This is a genomic window from Chryseobacterium jejuense (assembly GCF_900100075.1).
GTDB lineage: Bacteria > Bacteroidota > Bacteroidia > Flavobacteriales > Weeksellaceae > Chryseobacterium > Chryseobacterium jejuense.
Window position 1 is genome coordinate 371,516 of record NZ_FNEG01000002.1, and the last position, 21,333, is coordinate 392,848.

Annotated in this window: 20 protein-coding genes; 14 read left to right on the forward strand and 6 right to left on the reverse strand. The window is 35.7% G+C overall.

Translation table 11 applies throughout. The features are described 5' to 3' along the window. Positions 1-8 precede the first annotated feature (8 nt). Both BLS98_RS07235 and BLS98_RS07240 read right to left on the reverse strand, forming a co-directional pair. On the reverse strand, positions 9-1,280 hold the full coding sequence (locus tag BLS98_RS07235; protein ID WP_089735039.1) for a Y-family DNA polymerase: 1,272 nt from the start codon (positions 1,278-1,280) through the stop codon (positions 9-11). 189 nt (positions 1,281-1,469) lie between these two features. Then, positions 1,470-3,053 carry a Na+/H+ antiporter gene (locus BLS98_RS07240; protein WP_089735041.1) on the reverse strand — a complete coding sequence of 528 codons (1,584 nt, stop codon included), beginning with the start codon at positions 3,051-3,053 and terminating at the stop codon, positions 1,470-1,472. Positions 3,054-3,277: 224 nt separating this feature from the next. On the opposite strand from BLS98_RS07240, the gene BLS98_RS07245 reads away from it, so the two are divergent. From BLS98_RS07245 to BLS98_RS07310, 14 genes are all read left to right on the forward strand, one after another. Beyond that, positions 3,278-3,778, forward strand: a complete 501-nt coding sequence (locus tag BLS98_RS07245; RefSeq protein ID WP_089735043.1) for a M15 family metallopeptidase — start codon at positions 3,278-3,280, stop codon at positions 3,776-3,778. 192 nt (positions 3,779-3,970) lie between these two features. Then, positions 3,971-5,008 carry a patatin-like phospholipase family protein gene (locus tag BLS98_RS07250; protein ID WP_089735708.1) on the forward strand — a complete coding sequence of 346 codons (1,038 nt, stop codon included), beginning with the start codon at positions 3,971-3,973 and terminating at the stop codon, positions 5,006-5,008. Positions 5,009-5,170: 162 nt separating this feature from the next. After that, positions 5,171-5,419, forward strand: coding sequence for a hypothetical protein (locus tag BLS98_RS07255; RefSeq protein WP_139166086.1), 249 nt, complete (start codon positions 5,171-5,173; stop codon positions 5,417-5,419). 238 nt (positions 5,420-5,657) lie between these two features. Continuing rightward, positions 5,658-6,299: a leucine-rich repeat domain-containing protein gene (locus BLS98_RS07260; RefSeq protein ID WP_089735047.1), complete on the forward strand. Its 642-nt coding sequence runs from the start codon at positions 5,658-5,660 to the stop codon at positions 6,297-6,299. Between the two features lie 18 nt (positions 6,300-6,317). After that, positions 6,318-7,436, forward strand: coding sequence for a hypothetical protein (locus BLS98_RS07265; RefSeq protein ID WP_089735049.1), 1,119 nt, complete (start codon positions 6,318-6,320; stop codon positions 7,434-7,436). A 36-nt stretch (positions 7,437-7,472) separates the two neighbouring features. After that, positions 7,473-11,255 (forward strand): hypothetical protein, encoded by a 3,783-nt coding sequence (locus tag BLS98_RS07270; protein ID WP_089735051.1) that lies wholly within the window; start codon positions 7,473-7,475, stop codon positions 11,253-11,255. A 73-nt stretch (positions 11,256-11,328) separates the two neighbouring features. Beyond that, on the forward strand, positions 11,329-13,803 hold the full coding sequence (locus tag BLS98_RS07275; RefSeq protein WP_089735054.1) for an HNH endonuclease signature motif containing protein: 2,475 nt from the start codon (positions 11,329-11,331) through the stop codon (positions 13,801-13,803). A 2-nt stretch (positions 13,804-13,805) separates the two neighbouring features. After that, positions 13,806-14,225, forward strand: a complete 420-nt coding sequence (locus BLS98_RS07280; protein WP_089735056.1) for an SMI1/KNR4 family protein — start codon at positions 13,806-13,808, stop codon at positions 14,223-14,225. 177 nt (positions 14,226-14,402) lie between these two features. Next, positions 14,403-15,323, forward strand: a complete 921-nt coding sequence (locus tag BLS98_RS07285; protein WP_089735058.1) for a helix-turn-helix transcriptional regulator — start codon at positions 14,403-14,405, stop codon at positions 15,321-15,323. A 129-nt stretch (positions 15,324-15,452) separates the two neighbouring features. After that, positions 15,453-16,004: a hypothetical protein gene (locus BLS98_RS07290; protein ID WP_228436011.1), complete on the forward strand. Its 552-nt coding sequence runs from the start codon at positions 15,453-15,455 to the stop codon at positions 16,002-16,004. Beyond that, positions 16,005-16,436 carry a nucleoside deaminase gene (locus tag BLS98_RS07295; protein WP_089735060.1) on the forward strand — a complete coding sequence of 144 codons (432 nt, stop codon included), beginning with the start codon at positions 16,005-16,007 and terminating at the stop codon, positions 16,434-16,436. A gap of 88 nt (positions 16,437-16,524) precedes the next feature. After that, a complete protein-coding gene (locus BLS98_RS07300; RefSeq protein ID WP_089735062.1) occupies positions 16,525-16,722 on the forward strand; it encodes a hypothetical protein in 198 nt (65 codons plus the stop codon). Between the two features lie 51 nt (positions 16,723-16,773). Continuing rightward, on the forward strand, positions 16,774-16,965 hold the full coding sequence (locus tag BLS98_RS07305; RefSeq protein ID WP_089735064.1) for a hypothetical protein: 192 nt from the start codon (positions 16,774-16,776) through the stop codon (positions 16,963-16,965). A gap of 52 nt (positions 16,966-17,017) precedes the next feature. Continuing rightward, positions 17,018-17,200, forward strand: a complete 183-nt coding sequence (locus BLS98_RS07310; RefSeq protein ID WP_089735066.1) for a hypothetical protein — start codon at positions 17,018-17,020, stop codon at positions 17,198-17,200. A 75-nt stretch (positions 17,201-17,275) separates the two neighbouring features. Here the strand turns inward: BLS98_RS07310 and BLS98_RS07315 are convergent, their stop codons facing one another. The 4 genes from BLS98_RS07315 to BLS98_RS07330 form a co-directional block, all read right to left on the reverse strand. Continuing rightward, positions 17,276-17,812, reverse strand: a complete 537-nt coding sequence (locus BLS98_RS07315) for a GNAT family N-acetyltransferase (RefSeq protein ID WP_089735712.1) — start codon at positions 17,810-17,812, stop codon at positions 17,276-17,278. Positions 17,813-17,872: 60 nt separating this feature from the next. Next, on the reverse strand, positions 17,873-18,631 hold the full coding sequence (locus BLS98_RS07320; RefSeq protein ID WP_089735069.1) for a type III pantothenate kinase: 759 nt from the start codon (positions 18,629-18,631) through the stop codon (positions 17,873-17,875). Positions 18,632-18,733: 102 nt separating this feature from the next. Continuing rightward, the gene (locus BLS98_RS07325) at positions 18,734-20,572 is read right to left on the reverse strand and encodes a M1 family metallopeptidase (RefSeq protein WP_089735071.1); all 1,839 of its coding nucleotides are present in this window, start codon (positions 20,570-20,572) and stop codon (positions 18,734-18,736) included. Between the two features lie 185 nt (positions 20,573-20,757). Continuing rightward, on the reverse strand, positions 20,758-21,228 hold the full coding sequence (locus BLS98_RS07330; protein WP_089735073.1) for a DinB family protein: 471 nt from the start codon (positions 21,226-21,228) through the stop codon (positions 20,758-20,760). Positions 21,229-21,333 lie beyond the last annotated feature (105 nt).

A 21,333-nucleotide genomic window follows, 5' to 3' on the forward strand; every position in this document is an offset into this window, starting at 1 on the left:
CTCAAAACTTAATGAAACCTAAAATTAGCTTCAGGCAGTGTGTTTTTTTTCAGGAAGGCTTCATATTCGGGAGATAATTGTGCCCGGCCAAAGGTATTTTCACCGCTCATGCTTCCCAAACGGACTTTATCTTTTCCGAATTTCCTGTTCATGGCATCCATGGCCTTCATCACAGGGAGATGTTGGTTTTGTGTATCTTCTTCAAAAAGACTGATCTGTCTCTGATCTTCCGGCACAAAGTCATTCACCATCACTCCTGCCCTTTTATAATGAAATCCATCTCTGTAAACAGCTTCAAAAAGTTCATTCACTACTCTTCCGATCAATATAGACGAATTGGTTGGATTGGGAAGAATTTGAGTCATTGCATTTCTATATTCAGGAAGATCTTTTCTGAATCGGTTAGTCTGTACAAAAACTGTGATTATTTTACAGCAGGTATTCTGCTTTCGTAATCTTTCTGAACAATACATTCCAAAAGTTTCTACCCGTTCCCGGACCGCTTCTTTATCCGTAAGCATTTCCATAAAGCTTCGGGTAACGGCAATTGATTTTTTAGGAGATGGTGCATCCAGTTCCAGCTGGCGAATTCCCTTTAGTTCATGAATCATTCTCACCCCATGAATTCCCATTACTTTCCGAACCCATATTTCAGGTTTCTGAAGAAGATCCCAGGCTTTATAAACCCCACTGTCATTCATTTTGGCGGCCAACTTTCTTCCTATTCCCCAAACGTCTCCTATATTCAGCCATTTCAATGCTTTTTCTATTTTTTCTGGAGTGTCCATAATATAAACCCCATTAAATTGTTCCGGAAAATCCTTTACAATTCTGTTCGCCACTTTGCATAAGGTTTTACTGGGTGCAATGCCTATACTTACAGGAATATTTTCTTTTTCCTGAATTTCGTTTTTGATGTTAGAACAATATTCGTGGATATCGATGTATTTAAAGCCTGTTAAATCAAGAAAAAGCTCATCAATACTGTATACTTCATAATCCACCACATAAGACTTAGCGATATTGATGACCTGCTGACTCTTGTAATTATAAAGTTCAAATTTTGCAGAAAAGCTTTTTACATCATGCTCTTTGAAAAGATCTTTGTATTTAAAGGCCGGAGCAGCCATAGGAATACCCAGATCTTTAGCTTCCTTACTTCGGGATACAACACATCCGTCGTTGTTGGAAAGTACCACAACGGGCTTGCCTTCAAGGTCAGGATCCAGAGTCCTTTCACAGGAAACAAAAAAGTTATTACAATCTACCAGAGCATACATGATGATCGTGAATTATCCTACAAAATTATTATTTTTCAGGAATAAAATCACTTTTTAATCCTGAATTAACATCATATTTAACACATTGAAAAACAAATAAATATTATTTTCAAACACGACATGTTTTGTCGTATTACCACTTTAATTTTGTATTCAAAAACATTATTTTATTTAACGTAATACTATAGATTAAATCATTTTCAAACGCTCTTCTTCCAAATCAAGCTGGAAAAGCTGATGACGAATGATCTCTTCATCAATTGATACATCCTTATTAAGTTCTGTGAGAAACTGTCTCTGGCTTTCAAGCATTTCGATAAAAACAGCTTTGGATTTTTCATTCATCCAATCTGCATCATTGGCTTTATTTTTTTCTTCCCAATGTCTCAACAACCGTTCTATTCCTGCATCACTATGAAGTTCACTTTCATGTTTGTTCTTAAGAAAATGATAAACGTGTTGTCTTAATTTTTGTTTGATTTCCTTACGGGCCAGTTCTTCTTTTTCTTCATCTATAAAGTCATCAAATACTTTTCCATACTTTATAAAATAAGGTAATGTGAGCCCTTGTACCAAAAGGGTAAGCAGTATTACTACAAAGGTGATGAATAATATAAGGTTCCTGTTTGGAAAAGGAGTCCCATTTTCAAGAGTTATAGGAATAGCCAGCGCCGCTGCCAGAGATACCACTCCTCGCATTCCCGTCCATCCAAGTAAAATAGGCATCATCAGACGTCTTCTCATGGAAGATGCTCTGGGAGCTACAGAAGGACGAAAAATAATCGTGGCAATCATTGCAGCATAGGAGCTTATTATTCTGGCTACAATAAGAATAACAGTCACTAATATGCCATAATTAATGGCCGTTTTTAAAGCTATTCCTTCAGAACGCAACCCACCTACAATTTCGGGAAGCTCCAATCCAATAATTAAAAATACAATCCCATTCAGAATAAAGACAAAGCTTTCCCATACACTATATCCTCTGATGCGGCTGGTGCTGTTTAAAAATATCAATCGTTTTCCCGACATATACAATCCACCACATACTACAGCCAATACTCCAGAGCTATGAAACTGTTCAGCCACCCAATACATTAAGTAAGGTTCAATTAATGTTAGTGCAATATCAGAAGAAGCCTCTGTAGGAAGGTGTTTATGGGCTTGTACAAAAATCCAGGCCAGTAATAATCCAATTCCAGATCCTCCAATCATCATCCATAAAAAATCTAAAGAAGCATCCTGCCATACAAATTGTCCGGTTCCTACAGCGATTAATGCAAAACGAAAAATAATAAGTGAAGAAGCATCATTGAGTAAGCTTTCTCCTTCCAAAACAGCTGCAGTCGTGTTGGGAATTTTCACAAATTTCATAATGGCACCCGTACTTACAGCATCTGGTGGAGACACTATACCTCCCAATAAAAATCCCAAAGCAATGGTAAATCCCGGAATAAAATAATTGGCAGCAATAGCCACTGAAAATGCTGTAAAAAATACCACAAGGAAAGCAAAGCTTCCGATAATACGCCACCATCTCTTCATTTCTTTAAAGGAAATAGACCAGGCGGCTTCAAATAATAGTGGCGGTAAGAATATAAAAAAAATAAGATCAGGATTAATCTTTACAGCTGGTAAACCTGGCACAAAACTGACGAGTAATCCAAATAAAACAAGTAAAATCGGATACGCAATTTTTAATCGGACAGCACACATATTTAACAGCACAATGGCTGCAATCATAGCTAATAAAAAGGGCAGAATGGTATGCATTTGATGTTGTGTTTTTTATCTTTCATATTTACTAATTCTATTTGATTTTTAAAAATTTAAGTGCCATTTTTTCTTTGTTTCTCATAAAGTAAATTAATGTAAACCCTATAAATCAGTTTAATATTATGTTTTCCTTCTTGGATTGATTATTATAGAAAAGTAATTAAAACACGTCAGTTTTTGTCGCTCCCCATTCCTACTTTTGTTTCAAACGATAAAGATTTATGGATAAAGTAACACTAGAAAGAATTCAGAAACTTCACCCTTTGGTAAGAGATGAAGTAAAACAAATTATTAAGGAATGTGATGAAGCACTCACTGGTAGAGCCAAGATAAGAATCACTCAGGGATTAAGATCTTTTGAAGAGCAGGAAAAACTTTACGCGATTGGAAGAATAACGTCCGGAAAAAAGGTGACAAATGCAAAAGCAGGACAAAGTATTCACAATTATGGTCTTGCCGTAGACATATGCCTGATGATTGATGGAAAAACGGCCAGCTGGGACACTGTAAAAGACTGGGATAATGATAAGGTAGCCGATTGGTATGAGTGTGTGAAAATCTTCGCAAAACATGGCTGGGATTGGGGTGGAAACTGGAAAACTTTTAAAGACCTTCCCCACTTTGAAAAAAAGACAATTCCATTGAAGAAAGGACTTACAAAAACCAGCTGGAGAATACTTTTGAAGATGCCCAGAGACCAGCAGAATTATGTTATTTTTTAATGCTTTTTTATTGAAAATAAATAAAACACGTCAAGTTCTGTCGCTTCCCCGCCCTACCTTTGTTTTACAAGAAAACCACTAAAAACAACAAGATCCAACCATGGAATTCAATCATTTTTCTGACCAAAATTACCAATTCCACGCGATCATATTGCAATGTCTTCTTTAACAAAAAAACAACTAACAAAAAACATGAAAAAGACAACCATTCTTTCTTTGGACGGGGGCGGAATAAGAGGAATTATTACCTGCATTATTCTGCGCTACATAGAAGAACAGCTCCAGTATTATGATAAACCGAGTGCCAAACTTGGAGATTATTTTGATCTGGTGGCAGGAAGCAGTACAGGTGGCTTGATTGCTTCTATTATTCTATGTCCCGATGAAGTCCGTAAAGCAAAGTATTCTATCCAGAAAGGATTAGAATTATATGCTGAAAAGGGCGGTGACATCTTCCAGGTTTCCTTTTGGGAAAAACTGGTTAATCCATTTGGATTATTGAATGAAAGGATTTCTCAGGAAGCACTTGAGAAAAACCTAAATGACTTTTTTGGAAATCTGGAATTAAAAGAATTAATAAAACCCTGCTTAATAACAAGTTATGACATAGAAAACAGAAGAGCAAAGCTTTTCAACTCATGTGAAGCACATCTCAGCACAGACAATTTCTATGTAAAAGATGTTTGCAGAGCTACTTCTGCAGCTCCTACCTATTTTAGTCCGGTACAGATCAAATCTATGTATGGGCAGATCTTCAGCCTGATTGATGGCGGAATGTTTGCCAATAATCCTGCTCTTTGTGCTTATGCAGAAGCCAGAAAGATTCCTTTTGCAGAGGTTTTAAAAAATCATCAGAAAGCCAATCACCCTGGAGTAAACGATATGATTATTATATCTATCGGAACAGGAATTGAAGCCAGACCTTATCCTTTTAAAAGACTGGAAAAAGCCGGGAAAATTGGCTGGGTAGGCCCAATCATCGACATTTTAATGTCCGCGAATGCAGAAACAGTAGATTATCAACTTTCTCAAATGTTCCAGACTTTAGGATTGAGAAATCAGAAAAATTATTATCGTCTGAATCCATCATTGAAAAATGCTTCTCCGGCCATGGATAATGTAAGACGCTCTAATATCGAAAACCTGATACAAGCCGGATTAAGCTATATTGATGATAACAGGGAAACGCTGAATCAGATTGTCCAAAAACTCATCAGAAACAAAATATAAGCTTTTTGACTTATACCAACTCAATATAAGCTATAAAGATTATATTTTTCAAAAAAAATAAAAACCATTTTTTAACACGTCAAGTTTTGTCGCCTTGCCCCATTATCTTTGGAGTATCAAAAAAGACACAAAACAACCACCAACAAAAACTTAAAAACGCCTTTGAATTCAACATTCATTTATGCTGAACAGCCAAAAGTATGTTCAAAATATAACCAACACTCAATCACAACACCCAACATGGAAACACCCAATCACAATACAGATATACTCTTCGATGAAGATCTCTACACCGTGGAATGGAGTGACATTGAAAATGCGGAGATGGATTATGAAAACTATCTCAATGACATTGAAAATTTCTTCAGAGAAGATTTTGAAGAAGACATTCTTGAAGAAGATGTCTTTTAAATAAAACACGACAAGTTCTGACGCTGTCCACCATTACCTTTGAAATCTCTATAATACGCGCACAGCAGTCTCATTAAACATTATCAACACCTTTGAATTCACCATTCACAAAATGCTGGACAGCCAGAACTATGTCTGAAAATATAAATCATGTGGAAATTCGGTTTGTGACCACTAAAAACAAAGCCAGGCTCTGAAGCGGTCCTAAGCTTCAATTATTAACCCAATCACAATTTTTATGAAAACAAAAGAAGAACTAAAACTCTATTTCGAAAATGGAGATATCCCCAGACAGGAAGATTTCTGGGCGTGGCAGGACTCATACTGGCACAAAGAGGAGAAAATTGATATAACTAAAATTGAAGGTCTTGAAAATGGAATACCTAGCGTCAATAATATTTATGCAAAAATAGATGCTGAAGGAAATGCTTCTTTCGCCCACCTATTGGTCAAAAAAGTAACTATTGAACCCGGAACATTATATATTCCTGATCGCTTTATGCAAAATTATTACATGCATGAAATACATTTTGCCAATAGTGTTGTACGTATAGGAATAGAAGCTTTCAATAACAATTCTTTTAAATCAGTAATTCTTCCTGAGCAGCTGAAAATTATTAATGAGCGAGCTTTTAGTGGTAATGAACTTACATCATTAATCATTCCTAATGGAGTAACAGAAATTAAAGAATCTGCTTTCCAGTACAACAAAATTACATCGCTATACATTCCACCTTCAGTTTCAAAAATTGGTCCGAAAGCATTCAATTACAATCCGAGTTTAACTATGGTAAAACTGGATAAAAACAACCAGTATTATCCAGATTCATTTGACCCTAAAACTACAGTATCAGGCGGAACACTCATCAGTGAAATGTAAAAACAAAATCAATAAAAAATGAAAACAAAACAAGAATTAAAACAATATTTCGAAAACGGGGACATTCCTAAACAGGAAGAGTTCTGGGATTGGCAGGAATCTTACTGGCATAAAGATGAAAAAATTTCTCAAGACAATATTTCAGGACTTGTAGACTCTCTAAAAACCAAACTGAACGCTCCCAATTCAGGAGGCTCCGGATTTTATTTCATTACGTATAACAGTCCATGGACTACTTATCAAAAAATTAACTTAGATTCTTATTTCCTTACTTCATGGAATGGATCCAATTTCGTAAGCAGTAATTTGTATTATGACAATGGGAAGATCGGAATAGGAACAAAAATGCCTACTGAAGTTTTCCAGGTTGAAGGAAACATTAAAACACAAGGTCTGATTCTTAGCAATCCTCAATATATTCCTGCCAACGCTGGTGCAAGAAATCTTACCATGAAAAATGACGGAACAATCGGATGGACAGATAGACCCGCTGAGAATTTAAATCATATTCCTTTATCAGGAACCGAGCAAGGTAAACCTATCACAGGAGATCTTGAAATACATATTTCATCAGGAGATAAAAGGATAAGATCTAATGATGGTACTTCTTATATCGAATTTAGAGAAGATGGACTCCTCGAGATGAATAACAAATCAGGAGGGAATGTATATATATCTGGCTTAGATATATATGGAAGCCAACCACAAGGACAAGGAATTGTAGGCTCATACTACTATGGGGATTCATATCAAGACAATTCCTTTATCCAAAAGAAATATGCAGACAAACAACAATCCTATTCAAAAGAAGAAGTAAAAACGGGTGGGCTATGGATTAATAATAAACCTATTTATAGAAAAACAGTTGTTTTTACTCAAATCCCAAGAAACGGGATCATTGAACTGGAGCCGCATTTTGGAGATATGGAAGTCATTGTATCCAACCAGATGTTTACGGAATGGTATAATATGGATGCTGCCTTTTCTGGCAATCAATTCAAAGGATTAGCATTCATCAGCTTGGATACTCTTTTAGCTACCATAGAACTTAAAGATGCTCCTGACTATAACTATTCTAATATTGAATCATTTACCCTGACGATTGAGTACACGAAAAAAAGCGATGTACCGGTATAACTACACGAAAAAAACAATACAAACAAAATATTAAAAATGGCAACAGAAAATACACAAAATAATACTCCACAAACTCTTTTCAGATTTGTGAGTTTAAGAAATCCTCAACTTACTGAGACTAAAAAACAAAACCTGGGATTCATTCACAGACCTTCAGGGCTTACAGGAGCATTTGATGTAGCGGTAAATCCTAGCGATCCTGCCTTGCTAAAATTCAAAGCACTTGAAGCAGCCGTAAAAACATTTAATCCTGCAGGCTATAAAACGGAAGTGGAAATTGAAGCAGGTGCATTATCAGAAGCCTTAAAAATCGGAAGAAAGATTGCTAAGAAAGAAGCACTGTCCTCTGTAGACGAAATGACGGCTAAAAACCTTTATAATAGTGGTTCCATCCAAAGCAAGATGGGCGAAATCTGGGATAATCTAATCTATCAGACGGTTACTCAAGATAACTTTTATACCAAAGAAGCACTTGTCCATATTCTAAGAGCATTACACTTTGGATATGTTGCAGATCTTCCTGTAACTCCGGAGCTCATAAAAATCAATGGAAATGATCTGAAAGCAAAAGCGCTTGAAGCAAGAGTGGTACTTCCTATGAAGCTTTTAGGAGATGGATATGAGGGAGAAGGAAACACTACAACTCCATCCGGAAATGCTTTTCAGGTTAACGTATCCAAAATTGGAGACGGAGTGATTAATGGAACTCCTATTCCGGCAACTGTGAAACAACAGCTAAAGATAGAGGGGCAAGAAATTGTTGATAAAACCATTCTAAACCTTGAAAGAAATCAACTAGTAGCGCTAAAAGCAGAACTTGAAAAAATGCAGAAATTATATTTCAGCATCAGAACGAAAACTTATGACAATGCTTACAAACAATATCTAATTGCTAACCAAGCTGGTATTAATGCTTACAATGCAATGCTTGCAAAGATCAATGTACAGATTGATAAGGGAGGGTTATCTCCGGAACAAATTGAAGCGCTTTATGCTGATTTAGATAGATTAACTGTTGCTCAATTTAAATTTGATTATAAAAACGAACTTAACTTCGAAGATCTTAACGCGAAGCTTTCTACTGAGTTATTTGAAGTGTTCATTAAGCATTTCACGCTAGTAAACAATGGATTACCTCTGGAGAGAGAATTAGATTTTTCGAAAATCGAATTTGTTTCCGATAAAACAATTCTTATTGATAAAGTTCCTGTAAACATTACCGAAGAATACGATACTTTCCTTGAAGTTTTTGAAACGATTGATGAAGAAGCTTCTTCCAAAACACAGGAATTATTTGCAAGATCTCCTGTTCAGCAAATGGAATATGCCCAAATCGGAACCGTTTTAGTACCGATAGCTAATAAGATCACCTATACTGAAATCTCAGGAACGTACTTCTTAAAAGTAGTTTTCAAAAAAATAATGTTTACTACACTTAATGTTGTAACATTCTATTACAATACAGATAGTGATTCTTTAGCATTAGCCTCTGCCAGTATGGAAATTATAGGTGATAATCAACAAAATGTAAGTGTGCCTGCTACCAATATTGTTGATGGGAAAGTAGTCTTCCCTCCTGCCCTTAACTACATGAAAAATGTATCCAGAGTAAGAATCAACTTATACTTTAAAAATGGAGAACATACAGTAGTAGAACACGCCACGGCACCAAATCAGGAATACACTGGAAAATTCACATTTAAAACAATGGTAGATGATGGTGAAGGTGGTGGAAACCCTGGAGGTGGTAATCCCGGAGGTGGTACTGATCCTGGAGAAGGCGGTGGAACAAATCCACAACCAGGAACTTTTATCCCTAAACATTTTGGAGTAAAAAGATTAGGTATTGCTGATTATCTTAAAGTAGTGCAATCTACTCATGCTTACGTTCCGGGAGAAGTTACGCACATTGAAAACGTAATGGCTAAAGAATTTAAGCAAAAATCAACACGTAGACTGAGAAGAAGTGAAATTCAGACAACTACTTCAAAATCTACGGAAAGAGAAACCCTAAGTGATACGACAACTACCACAAGAAATGATATGCAGTCTGAAGTAGCTAACGTTATTCAGCAGGATATCAACACTGAAGCACACTTCAGATATGGAGGAATGGGTAAATCTTTTGAAATAGGAGGAAGCTTTGCCGCTCATAATTCTAAAGAGACCAGTACAAGACAAGCGATGGAAAAATCTCAGGAAATTACAGCAAAAGCTACTGAAAGAATTCTTACAAAAGTATCCGAAGAAAGAATTGAAAAAATCATCGAAGAATTTGAGGAAAACAATGCACATGGTTTCGACAACAGAAACGGAGAAAAACATGTAGTAGGCGTATACAGATGGGTTGATAAAAAAATGAAAAACCAAATCTACAACTACGGTAAACGCACCATGTTTGAATTCATGATCCCTGAACCTGCAAGGTTACATAACCTGGCAACACCTTCCATAAAAGCAGATACGCTTAAAGCTCCGGTGGACCCGAGAAAAGCAAATGATGAATGGAAAATGCCTGATTTCAAGACTGCAACAAAAGAACAGCTTCAGCATTGGGCTGAACAATATGGAGTTACCCTAACGGAAATGCCAAAAGCCAATATCACTGAAGATCAGTATCATGATGATAGCTCAGGTGCTTCAGACTGGGAAATGAGAAATATTGAAATGTCTGTACCTCAAAATTATAAATGTACCCATTACAATGTTCACTATTCTTATAAAGAAAAACGTAAGAAAGGAAAGATTCGAATCAATAATACCGGAGACTTAACAGACCATGAAGGAGACAGAAGCTTCCCAGCTAATGCTGTTAATAAATTCACTCTTACATTCCATATCTATTATATTGATCTAGTTTCATTTAAAGTTACAAAATACTGCACCCTTTCTGATGAATTTGTGGAATTATGGAAGAAGGAGAACTTTGATGCTATTATTAAAGCCTACGAAGCAGCTTATGCAGAATTCCTTGTGAAACAAAAAGAACTGGATGATAAAGCAAAAGCCGATTCAGAAGCAGCAAGTGAGAAAAAAGACAGCCTTGGAAACTTCTACCGTTCTATGGAATCTGTGATTCTCAAGCACAACTGTATTGCTTACTTGTTACAAAACTATATTGTCCCATTAGGAAAATCATTTACTGTGGGAGATAAAATGAGCAACTTTGAGGTTATTCTCGGTGAAGAACTTGAACAATATACTTCATTAGCCAAATTCATGGAGCAGGCATTTGAGTGGAATATTATGGATTATACCTTCTATCCGTACTATTGGGGTGATAAGAAAAGATGGCAGGAAATGTATCTTTCTCAAAATACAGATCCGTTATTCAGAAGTTTCTTACAAGCAGGTATGGCAAGAGTAATTGTAACTGTAAAACCAGGATTTGAAGATGCTGTACAATTCTTTATGTCTACAGGAAGAATCTGGAACGGCGGAGAAGTACCGGTAATCGGAGATCCAATGTATCTAAGTATTGTAGATGAATTGCGTGAGCCAGTAGGAGTGAAACAAGGAAAACCATGGATCACTACTCTGCCTACTTCTCTAAACATCTTACAAGAGGATTCTGCAGGATTAAAAACCCTTACAGCCCTTCCGTTTACTAAAGAAAATCCAGATGAATTTGAAGTTCCTTCAGACGTTGTAACAGAAACCGAATTCTCTATTGTAGATTCTAAACTTAATTCAGGAGGAGAGAAATTCGTAGATAATATCGAATTAAACAGTGGATTCCTTGAGCTGACTACCGATGATAATCCTAAAGAAGTCATTGCGTCACTTCCTTTATCTGATTTAAAGAAAGCGCTTCAATAATTCTGTTGAATCATACTTCATGAGGCAGAGTGTTCTACTCTGCCTTTTTTATTAATCTTTAAAATTATTAAAAATGAAAAACACAGATTATAAAGATGTTTTTGACATTGGAAAAGAGGCGCTTTCGATGAAAAATAAATTTATAGTTCCCCCTATCAGCCAGATGCCTTTTCTAATAGGTGAAAATGTTCGGGGGATGAGTAATGTAAATCCCGATGTAGCTGTTAAAATCAATAATAAAAATAGTAGTTCTACTGCTAAAAGTTATTTTCCAGGTTCTCCAATTTCCAAGAACGGAAACACCAATATTATAGCAGACCTTATTGGGCCTTTCATTGAAAAAAATGGATTTAATTTTAATAGTGAAAGCTATTTTTTTGACAGCAACTTTAATGGTACTTATGGTGATGGAGGAGATATACTTGCTTTCAAGCTTTTACTTTTTGTTTCCACTGATGGTATTAAAGTAAAAGAATGCTATGAAGTCACCAATCCTGATGATGATGAAGTCATTTTATTTCTAGAAACTGATGGCGGCTTAAGCAAGCAGGTGCTGTATGGTAAAATATCTGAAAAAGTCCGTAAGCAGTTTACTGATAAAGATGGAAACCTTAAAAGTAACCTTTTTGATGCCCAGGTAATGAGAGGAGTACAAAAGTATGCAGATGTCAATCAAAAGATTGTTGAGGAGCTTATGAAGAAAGGATACATTGAGGACACCCCTATTAAGGAAGGTTTTTTCAAGTATTTAAAATATTCTGCTATTGGTGTTACCGCCTTTCCAAAGCTTGTAGGATGGGCGCTCAATAAAATTGGTAATGGTATCGACTTTTTAAAAATTTCTGATGAATTCTGGGATACTGAAAACGAAGAATATTTCTTTCAGAAAGATAATCTCATTGAAAAGCTTAGCATCTCACAATCAAGCATCACCTCCCTTGAAAGCTTATTAGAAAAAAAGGAAGGTCTGGATGTTACAGATCTTTTACCTGATGCTATAGAGGAAATGGCAAAATATGTTCTTTCTCGATTAAGAACTTATATAGACAAATACAACATATTCATAAAAGAGAATATAGAAAAGATTTATGCTGGTTTTGAAGACCCGACAGCTGATTTTATTTTTGATCGAATATCTGAATATATAGCCTTTCAGTGTGGTAAATGGAATGCCCTTGTAGACTTTGTTTCAGGGATCTTCAAATTCTTCGGTTTATTATTAGAAGCTCCTTTCAAGATTGCAAAAGACTTTCAGGCTACTTTAGAATATCTGGATAACTTTTGGGACATTATCACCCACGATGATTTCTTTAAAAATCTGTTTGAAAGTGCTCAACTCACATATGAAAAAATTAAAAAAGAACTCAAGTCTAAAAATTCTGACGAATACAGCTGGACACGTATTGCTTATTTTTCGGGGTATGGATTATGTACAATTGCCACTTTTTTCATTCCTGTTGGTCAGCTTGGTAACCTAACTAAAACAGGAAAATTTGGAGAAATAACGGCAAAGTTTACAGAAGAAATTAGTCGTGGTTTTACCAAAGGAGCAAGTATCATCACTCAAAAAACAGCACAGGCATATCAGAATTCCTTAAAAATTTTGCAAGAGATTGGTGAAATTCTTATAAATGGTGGTGAAAAATTTTATGCTTTTCTAAATAAGATCTGGAAAAAAATAGCTGATTTTTTTATCAAAAGTAAGGACGCTTTTGGAAGACTGAAAGAATTAATGGGAATAGGCTTAAGCGAGATTACCTCAAAAGCACTTATAAAATTTAAAATAAATGTAAGGAAAATAGGAAGCGGAGGCCTTGGATCATTAGGTTCACTACCCGATAACACTTATAAGCTTTATCATAAAGGAATCGAAATTTTTTCAGGAAAAGAAAAAAGTGTTGCCAAATTTACCCGTGAGCTTGAAGCAATGGGGAAAGAAGCGGCAGAAAAATACCTTGATGAATTAGCCTACTTTAAAGACAATATTGCCAACAGAATTGCAGAAGGCCGTTTTACTAAAAAAATCTTGAAAAAGAACATTGATTTGGTTGATGAATCGGGAGAAACTTTTTTCAGATTAGCTAAAAAAGATTATGAAAAATTTATATCTTTCGCTAAAAAAACAGCACAAGAACGAAAGGCTATTATTGAAGAAGTGAATTCACAACTGAAGAATAGTACTAAAAAATATAATCCTGATAATGCAAAATTAAAAGGCTATGATGTCCCAAAAAGTCCCTTAGGAACATCACCAGACTTTTCAAAAACTCCACAGTATTTATATAACCAGAAGAGTATCATAAAAATTAAAATTATGGGGAGCCGTAAATTAGATTTTAAAGAGTCATTCCGTCTTATGGGAATCACTGACGGAAAGGTTATAAAAACTATTTTAAAAGATTATACCTGGCACCATTTGGATGACTTAACTGAAGATATGGTGTGTACAATGCAACTTGTCCTTAAAGAAGCGCATGAAGCAACCTATACACATTATGGTTCTGCTGGACAATTAAAAAAGACTATCCCATTAAAAAAATATTTATAATTATGGACAATTTTATTTTAACCGAAAAAAAAATTACAAATACAGAGTTAGAAACTTTCGAACAAGAAATTGGCTTAACCCTTCCCGAAAGCTATAAAAAACATATATTAAAGTATAATGGAGGAACTCCAGAAGAGAAAGACTGTTTTGATGAAAAAGTAATTGCACACTTTTATCCTATTAAATATGGTAAATATCCATTGGAAAAATCGTACAAAACACTGAAAGATTCTCTTCCTCAAGATTTCTTGAATTTTGCCTATGATGAAGGAGGAAACCCTTTCTGTCTAAACTTAAAGAGTGGAAAAGACTATGGAAAAGTTTATTTTTGTGCTTTGGATGAAGGAGATGTAGAGGCAGAATTACTTGCAGATTCTTTTAAAGAATTTATGGATGGTTTAGAAGAAGATCCTGATTTTTAAAATTCCTCATTCTATAAAACATACAATCCTCTGTATGAATTCTTCTGCAGAGGATTTTAGTAATAACAGCTTTTAGTAGTTCAAACTAAAAAACGATTCTTAAATCATCTCACAAAAATTAAAACACGACACGTTTTGTCGCATTAAGCCCATATATTTGTGGTACAAAATTTTACCATGAAGAAAGATTTTTATCTGACAAGATATGCCTTAATTATTAAAAGATTAGAAAGTTCTCCAGCTACCTATTCTCAGCTGGAGGACTATCTTTTAAATTCTTTTGAATTCCAGGATGCAGAGATCAAAAGTTATTCTATACGTACCTTGCAGAGAGATATTCGTGAGATTTCCGACCTTTTTAACCTTTCCATTCACAATAAGAAGAAAGGAGACAACCGATACTATATCGAAAGCCGCCCGATTATGGAAGTGGATGAATACAACCAAAAGCTACTGGAATCATTCCAGGTAAGCAATGCCCTGAATCTTCACCCTGATTTTTCAAATTTTATTTTCTTTGAAAGCCGCAAACCAACCGGTATTGAAAATTTTTATGATCTGTTCTTTGCCATCCGTAATAAAAGAGTAGTAAGCTTTGAACATTACAATTACAAAAACAAACTGATGACCTCCAGAAAGGTTCATCCTTTAGCCTTAAAAGAATCTAAAGACAGATGGTACCTCATCGCAATTGACACCAAGGATAAAATTTTAAAATCATTTGGATTAGACAGAATCAATTATCTGGATGTGGCCAAAAACCAATATAGAGAGAAATATAAATATAACTTCAGAGAACACTTTAAAAATGCTTTCGGAGTGATGAATCTGGCAGAACAAAAACCACAGAATATTGTATTAAAATGCAGCCGTCATCAGGGGGAATATATCAGAAGCTTTCCGCTTCATCAATCCCAAAAAGAAACGAAAGAAACACCGGAAGAAATCTATTTTGAGTTTTTCCTCCATCCTACTTATGACTTCATGCAGGAGATTTTATCCTATGGAAAAGAGGTCACTGTTCTGGAACCGAAAGGTTTAGTTGATGAGATCCGAAACCATCTTCAAGAGTCTCTAAACCGCTACCTTGAAAGTTAACAAATCGTAAATCAATCTCACATTTTTTGGTTATATTTACATAAATATAACCTATTGAGAACTTTATTCATTTGTATCTTTTGTTTTATTTCTTCATTTTGCTTATCTCAGCAGAAAGAAGAATTTCGGTTGGTAAAAAATTATTACAACCAGCACAGAGGTATGCTGAATAATGAATTCAAGAAAAAATTTGATGCTGAATCCAATGCTCTTAAAAAGAATGTCATTAAAGGAGATTTTCTTTTTTTCATGAAAAAGATGGACAGTATTGAAAATACTGCCTTAATTGGAGCCCTCTTGAGAGTAAGGAATATTGAAGACCTTCAGACTTTAAAAACAACAATAGGAACCTCTCAGGATTTTAGTGATAAATCTGCAAATGTAGAAAAGATGGCAGACTATCCCGGAGGTATCAATACCCTAAGACAGGAGGTTGCAGATCTTTTGTATGTAGATGGTGTAAATTCTAACTCCAAAACAGTAAAAACAGATGTTGTTTTTATTGTTGAAAAAGATGGAAGCATCAGCAATGTTCATGCCCAGGGAGACAATTTCACTTTCAACAGACAAGCTGAAATTGCCCTCTACTCTATTTCTGAAAAGTTCTCTCCCGCTGTGGTCAAAGGTGATCCGGCAAGATTCCGTTTCAGGATTCCTTTAACTTTAACGATGACAGATTAGATGTTTACAGACGAATATTATATGAAAATGGCCCTGCAGGAAGCAGAGGCAGCTTTAGAACAGGATGAAGTGCCTATCGGGTGTGTGGTAGTTGCCAACAACCGCATTATTGCAAGAGCCCATAACCTCACTGAAACATTAAATGACGTAACAGCCCACGCAGAAATGCAGGCTATAACTTCAGCAGCGAATTTCCTAGGAGGCAAGTATTTAAAAGACTGTACACTCTATGTGACGATGGAGCCATGTGTTATGTGCTCAGGAGCTCTTTCCTGGTCCCAGATTTCCAGAGTAGTTATTGGTGCCCGGGATGAACAGAGAGGCTTCATCAATAAACACCTTTCGCTACACCCAAAAACAGAGGTGATTACAGGTATTATGGAAAATGAGTGCTCCATAATTGTTAAAGACTTTTTCAAAAACAAAAGGTAATCTTTGATTTATCCCTAAATATTGAATAAATAAATTGAAAGCAATTCAATAATTATTTATATTTGATGCACATTCAAATTAAAACAATATGAAAAAGTTAACAAGAAAAGAAACAGCTAAAATCAATGGCGGTATTGCACCTGGACAATGTTTTTATATTGATCCCAATACAGGTAAGAGAACACTGGGATGCCAGGTTGAACCTATTCCAGACTGCTGTGGTGGATGGATTTATCCACTTCCAGGACATACATGCCAATCATGTAATCCAGTAATAGAGCTTTAAACACGAATAAAGACCATTAAACTAATTCCATTTACAACCAAATTAAACAACATGAAAAAGTTAACAAGAAAAGAAACAGCTAAAATTAATGGTGGCATCGCACCAGGACAATGTTTTTACACCGATCCTAACACTGGCAAGAGAAAGCTTGGATGCCAGATAGGACCTATTCCAGACTGTTGTGGAGGATGGGTTTACCCACTTCCAGGACATGAATGCCAATCATGTACAGGAGATCTTTAAAAATGAGTAAAGACCATTACAACTAATTCCATTTACAATCAAATTAAACAACATGAAAAAATTAGCAAGAAAAGAAACGGCTAAAATTAATGGCGGGATCCGCCCTGATCAGTGTTTTTATATTGACAGCAACGGAGTAAGAAAAATTGGATGTAGAAACCAACCATTTCAGCAGGAGGATGGAACATGGATCTATCCTTTAATCGAATGTGATCCGTGCGGAGGAGGCCTTTAAGAAAGCTATTTCACACTAATAAAAAAATCAGAGAACATTGTGTTCTCTGATTTTGTTTTTATAAGGTGCCTTGTATCAGTCTTTAAAAATAGAATACATCACAAGGTCAAAATATTCATTATCATGTTTTACATGCTGTTTCAACAACGCTTCCTTTTCCATTCCTATTTTTTCCATGATTTTCCCCGAAGCTGGATTATGAATGAGATGTGTGGCATAAATCTTATTCAGTTCCAATTCTTCAAAACCAAAATTGACAATAGCTTTAGCTGCTTCTGTAACGTATCCTTTGTTCCAGTTAGGAATTCCTATCCAATAGCCTAATTCAGCTTTATCGTCTTCTCTGTCATGAAGTCCGATAGCTCCAATAAGCTCTTCTTCCTTATTTCGGATCCCAAACGTAAATCCTGTTTTATTTTCAAAGGCATCCTTGGACATTTTGAGCCAGAATTTAGCATCATCTTCCGTATAAGGATAAGGAATATTGGAAGTAAGATCCGAAAATATCCTATGTTGAAGAAACTCCACAATAAAAGGAATATCTTTCTCTTCCAATTGGGAGAGAATCAATCTTTCGGTGTCTATTCTTGGAAACTCTTTTAATTCTTTCATTTTGTTCATGGTTATATTGGAGACTAAGTCAAAGCTTAGTTCAAAAGTTCTGGATTATATTTATAAATCTTTTCCAAGAAAATAAAGCCCTTTCAAAGTATGCAGCCTATCCATTACATGAATTTTATCGGTTAATGGCTTATATACATGGGAAACACCACCTGTAGCCACAACGAAGCAGTCATCATTCACCTCATCATTAATTCGGTTAATGAACCCTTCTACCATTCCCAGGAAGCCGTATACCATTCCGCTTTGCATACAAGTTACTGTATCTAATCCCAGCACTGATTTAGGTTTCTTCAATTCAATATCAGGAAGTTGAGCCGTTTGGTTGATTAAAGAATTTAAAGATGTTACAATCCCCGGAGCAATAATTACGCCCAGTGTTTCACCCGTTTCAGCTACACAGCTTGCTGTAAGAGCCGTTCCGAAATCAATAACAATCTTTTTTCTGTTTGGATACAGGTTATGAGCAGCTACCAGATTGGCATAAATATCCGTTCCCATCTGCTTTGACTTTGCCTGCACACCTGACGGCGTTGAACGATCAACAATCACCGGAGTAACTCCATGGATCTTCTTGATCCCTGAACTCATTACTTTGGTAAGCTGAGGTACTACCGATCCAATAATTACTTTGTCTATTTCTTTTGGTTCAACTTTATAAGTCTGATAAAGCATCAGCATCTGTACATAAAGCTCGTCTGCCGTTCTGTAAGGTTTTGTATTGATTACCCATGAAATATCACAATTATCACCATTAAAAAGGCCGAATCTGATATTACTGTTCCCTACGTTAATTACAATTGAATTCATTTATATTTAAACAGGCTATGATTTGAAAAAATTTGAGTTCCAAATTTATAAAAAAATAAAAGGAGTATTTACAAATACTCCTTTTATCTCTATTTTATCTTTTTATTTTACTTCTACAAAGTTATCTGCCATATTCACATCTGCAATTCTTTGGCTGAAATCAATTCCCAGTACAGACAATTGAGATTTTGTATAAGGAATGGTGATTGTATATTCTTTCTGAGTCCAAGGCCAGTATGGCATTGTTTTGAATTCACCGTAAGCATCTTTTTCCTTCCACGTGTGCGTCATATTCAATGGAATCTGATACGTAACTACTTTCTTATCTGTAGTCATTACACTGAAATCAATTGGCATTGGAACCTGACCGTTATTAACAAGGGTTACCGTGGTAGATTTAGCATCGTACTTTACATCCTTAATTCCATAATCGATTGTTTTGGTTGTATTGATCCAATAATTGTGGAACCATTTCAAATCCATCCCTGAAACCTTTTGAGCAATATGAAGGAAATCCCTGTCTGAAGGATGTTTCATGCTCCATTGGTCATAGTATTGTTTTAAAGTTTCTGTAAGATTCTGTTCACCCATAATATATCCTAACTGTACTAAATACAACTCTCCTTTCACATAAGAAGCATAAGTATAAGATGTTCCGTTATCATGGTGATCTCCTAACCAAACAGCAGGCTCTTCAATTCCTTTTTTAACAAAGTTTCTATAGGCCTCCAGTCTTTCCATAAAAGGATTAGGTAATTGTTCAGGAAACAATTGGTACATCGTGTACCCTTCCGCATAGCTCGTAAAGCCTTCATCCATCCATGGACGTACAGATTCATTAGTAGCAAGCATCTGCTGATACCAAGAGTGAGAACCTTCGTGAGCCATTAAGCCCATTAAGTCTTTAATACTTTTAGCTTCTCCAAGAATCATGGTACACATTCCGTACTCCATTCCACCATCACCTCCTTGAATAAAAGCATAAGTTGGGTACACATACTTCCCGAAATGAGAATTCATAATCTGGAAATATTTGGTAATATAAGGCTGAGCCTCGCCCCACACTTTAGTTTTATCATTTTTCTGATAGACTAAATATACTTTTGGACCTTCCGGAACATTGAAGCTTTCTACAGAATAATCTCTGTCTGCACTCCATGCAAAATCAAGAATGTTTTTCGCAGTCCATTTCCAGGTTGCTTTTTTATCTTTTTCTGCTTTGATCTTAGCTGCAGTATCGTATCCTTTTACATCTGTTGGATTTTCAAGAATTCCTCCGGCTCCTACTACATAATCTTTGTTGATTTTAATCGTTACATCAAAATCAGAGAATGGCGCATGAAATTCTCTTCCCAGATAATCAAAAGTTGCCCAGCCATCATAATCATACTCGGCAATTTTAGGATACCATTGAGTCATCGTCATATCCACTCCTTCTCTGTTGTTTCTTCCACTTCTTCTGATCTGCTGAGGAATCACCGCATCCCAATCCATGGTAAAGGTTGTTGTGGAATTTGGTTTGATAGGTTCTGCCAGATATACTTTCATAATGGTTTCCTGAACTTCAAATTTCAAGTCCTTACCATTTTGTTTGATCCAGTGAATATTCTGAGCCCCTTCCTGATCTTTTGGAATAGAAGATAGTGTTGAGATACCGCTTTTCTGCAACCTTCCGTCACCATTTTTCCCCTGGGAAGACACCCTCTGATCCATCATAGAATTGGGCTTAAAAGCATTCCAATACAGGTGGAAATATACCACATTAAGCTCATCTGGTGAGTTATTGGTGTATTCTAAGGTCTGTTTTCCCTGATAGGTAAATTTTTCAGCATTTACATCGATATCCATCTTGTACTTCGCAGCCTGCTGATAATAAGCTCCTTGCTGAGCCTGGAATTGTGAAATGATAAACGCAAAAATGATTGCAGCCGATTTTCTCATTTAAAATTTTATTTTTTCTAAAGGTAGGTAATTTAAATAAAACCCTCAAACGTGGAGTTATAACAGGGTTCTGTTCTTTTTTTATATGGTTTTAGATGAATCTTTTTCCGGATTGTTAAAGGAGTTGTAAAAATATTTTTTGCCCGCAGATTACACCAATTTCGAGAGATCATTATCATTAAATATTATTGATTTTCTAATAATTTCTTAATCAATGTAATTTGACCCAAATGATAATAAGCATGCTCAATCATCCCGTCAATATTTCTCTGATAGGTTCCGTATTTTTCATCTACAAATACCTCATCAAGCTTTGAATCCGGCAGGTTTTCTAATAATTCTGCAAACTTCTCAGAATCTGACCACAGCTTGTTCAGCAGCCTTTCCCATTGTTCCTGAGATTCAATAGATGGTAGGTCAAAACTGTATTTGTCTTTTATATCCAGTGTTCCACCTTCAAAAACAGGGATAATTCCAGCAATATAATAATCAATATGAAAAGTGAGCATAGCAATGGTATTTGAAGACCCAACTCTGCTCACCGCCTGTTCCCAAGTGACATCAGAAAGCTGATCTTTAAAGTTGGTATTGGCTATCCAAAGACCATCAAGAAGAACCTCTCTAAACCTCTTGACTAATTGTGATACTGAACTCATAGCTATAGTATGTTTTTCTAAAGATAAAAAATTAAAAGATTGATTTTTAAGCTCTCGCTGATCCTTGTCAAGGTTTTAAACCTTGACAAGGATCAAAAAACCTCA

Bases quoted from the DNA above. Each gene is read 5' to 3' on its own strand.
- BLS98_RS07235 (WP_089735039.1), bottom strand. From the start codon at position 1,280: ATGTATGCTCTGGTAGATTGTAATAACTTTTTTGTTTCCTGTGAAAGG.
- BLS98_RS07240 (WP_089735041.1), bottom strand. From the start codon at position 3,053: ATGCATACCATTCTGCCCTTTTTATTAGCTATGATTGCAGCCATTGTG.
- BLS98_RS07245 (WP_089735043.1), top strand. From the start codon at position 3,278: ATGGATAAAGTAACACTAGAAAGAATTCAGAAACTTCACCCTTTGGTA.
- BLS98_RS07250 (WP_089735708.1), top strand. From the start codon at position 3,971: ATGAAAAAGACAACCATTCTTTCTTTGGACGGGGGCGGAATAAGAGGA.
- BLS98_RS07260 (WP_089735047.1), top strand. From the start codon at position 5,658: ATGAAAACAAAAGAAGAACTAAAACTCTATTTCGAAAATGGAGATATC.
- BLS98_RS07265 (WP_089735049.1), top strand. From the start codon at position 6,318: ATGAAAACAAAACAAGAATTAAAACAATATTTCGAAAACGGGGACATT.
- BLS98_RS07270 (WP_089735051.1), top strand. From the start codon at position 7,473: ATGGCAACAGAAAATACACAAAATAATACTCCACAAACTCTTTTCAGA.
- BLS98_RS07275 (WP_089735054.1), top strand. From the start codon at position 11,329: ATGAAAAACACAGATTATAAAGATGTTTTTGACATTGGAAAAGAGGCG.
- BLS98_RS07280 (WP_089735056.1), top strand. From the start codon at position 13,806: ATGGACAATTTTATTTTAACCGAAAAAAAAATTACAAATACAGAGTTA.
- BLS98_RS07285 (WP_089735058.1), top strand. From the start codon at position 14,403: ATGAAGAAAGATTTTTATCTGACAAGATATGCCTTAATTATTAAAAGA.
- BLS98_RS07295 (WP_089735060.1), top strand. From the start codon at position 16,005: ATGTTTACAGACGAATATTATATGAAAATGGCCCTGCAGGAAGCAGAG.
- BLS98_RS07300 (WP_089735062.1), top strand. From the start codon at position 16,525: ATGAAAAAGTTAACAAGAAAAGAAACAGCTAAAATCAATGGCGGTATT.
- BLS98_RS07305 (WP_089735064.1), top strand. From the start codon at position 16,774: ATGAAAAAGTTAACAAGAAAAGAAACAGCTAAAATTAATGGTGGCATC.
- BLS98_RS07310 (WP_089735066.1), top strand. From the start codon at position 17,018: ATGAAAAAATTAGCAAGAAAAGAAACGGCTAAAATTAATGGCGGGATC.
- BLS98_RS07315 (WP_089735712.1), bottom strand. From the start codon at position 17,812: ATGAAAGAATTAAAAGAGTTTCCAAGAATAGACACCGAAAGATTGATT.
- BLS98_RS07320 (WP_089735069.1), bottom strand. From the start codon at position 18,631: ATGAATTCAATTGTAATTAACGTAGGGAACAGTAATATCAGATTCGGC.
- BLS98_RS07325 (WP_089735071.1), bottom strand. From the start codon at position 20,572: ATGAGAAAATCGGCTGCAATCATTTTTGCGTTTATCATTTCACAATTC.
- BLS98_RS07330 (WP_089735073.1), bottom strand. From the start codon at position 21,228: ATGAGTTCAGTATCACAATTAGTCAAGAGGTTTAGAGAGGTTCTTCTT.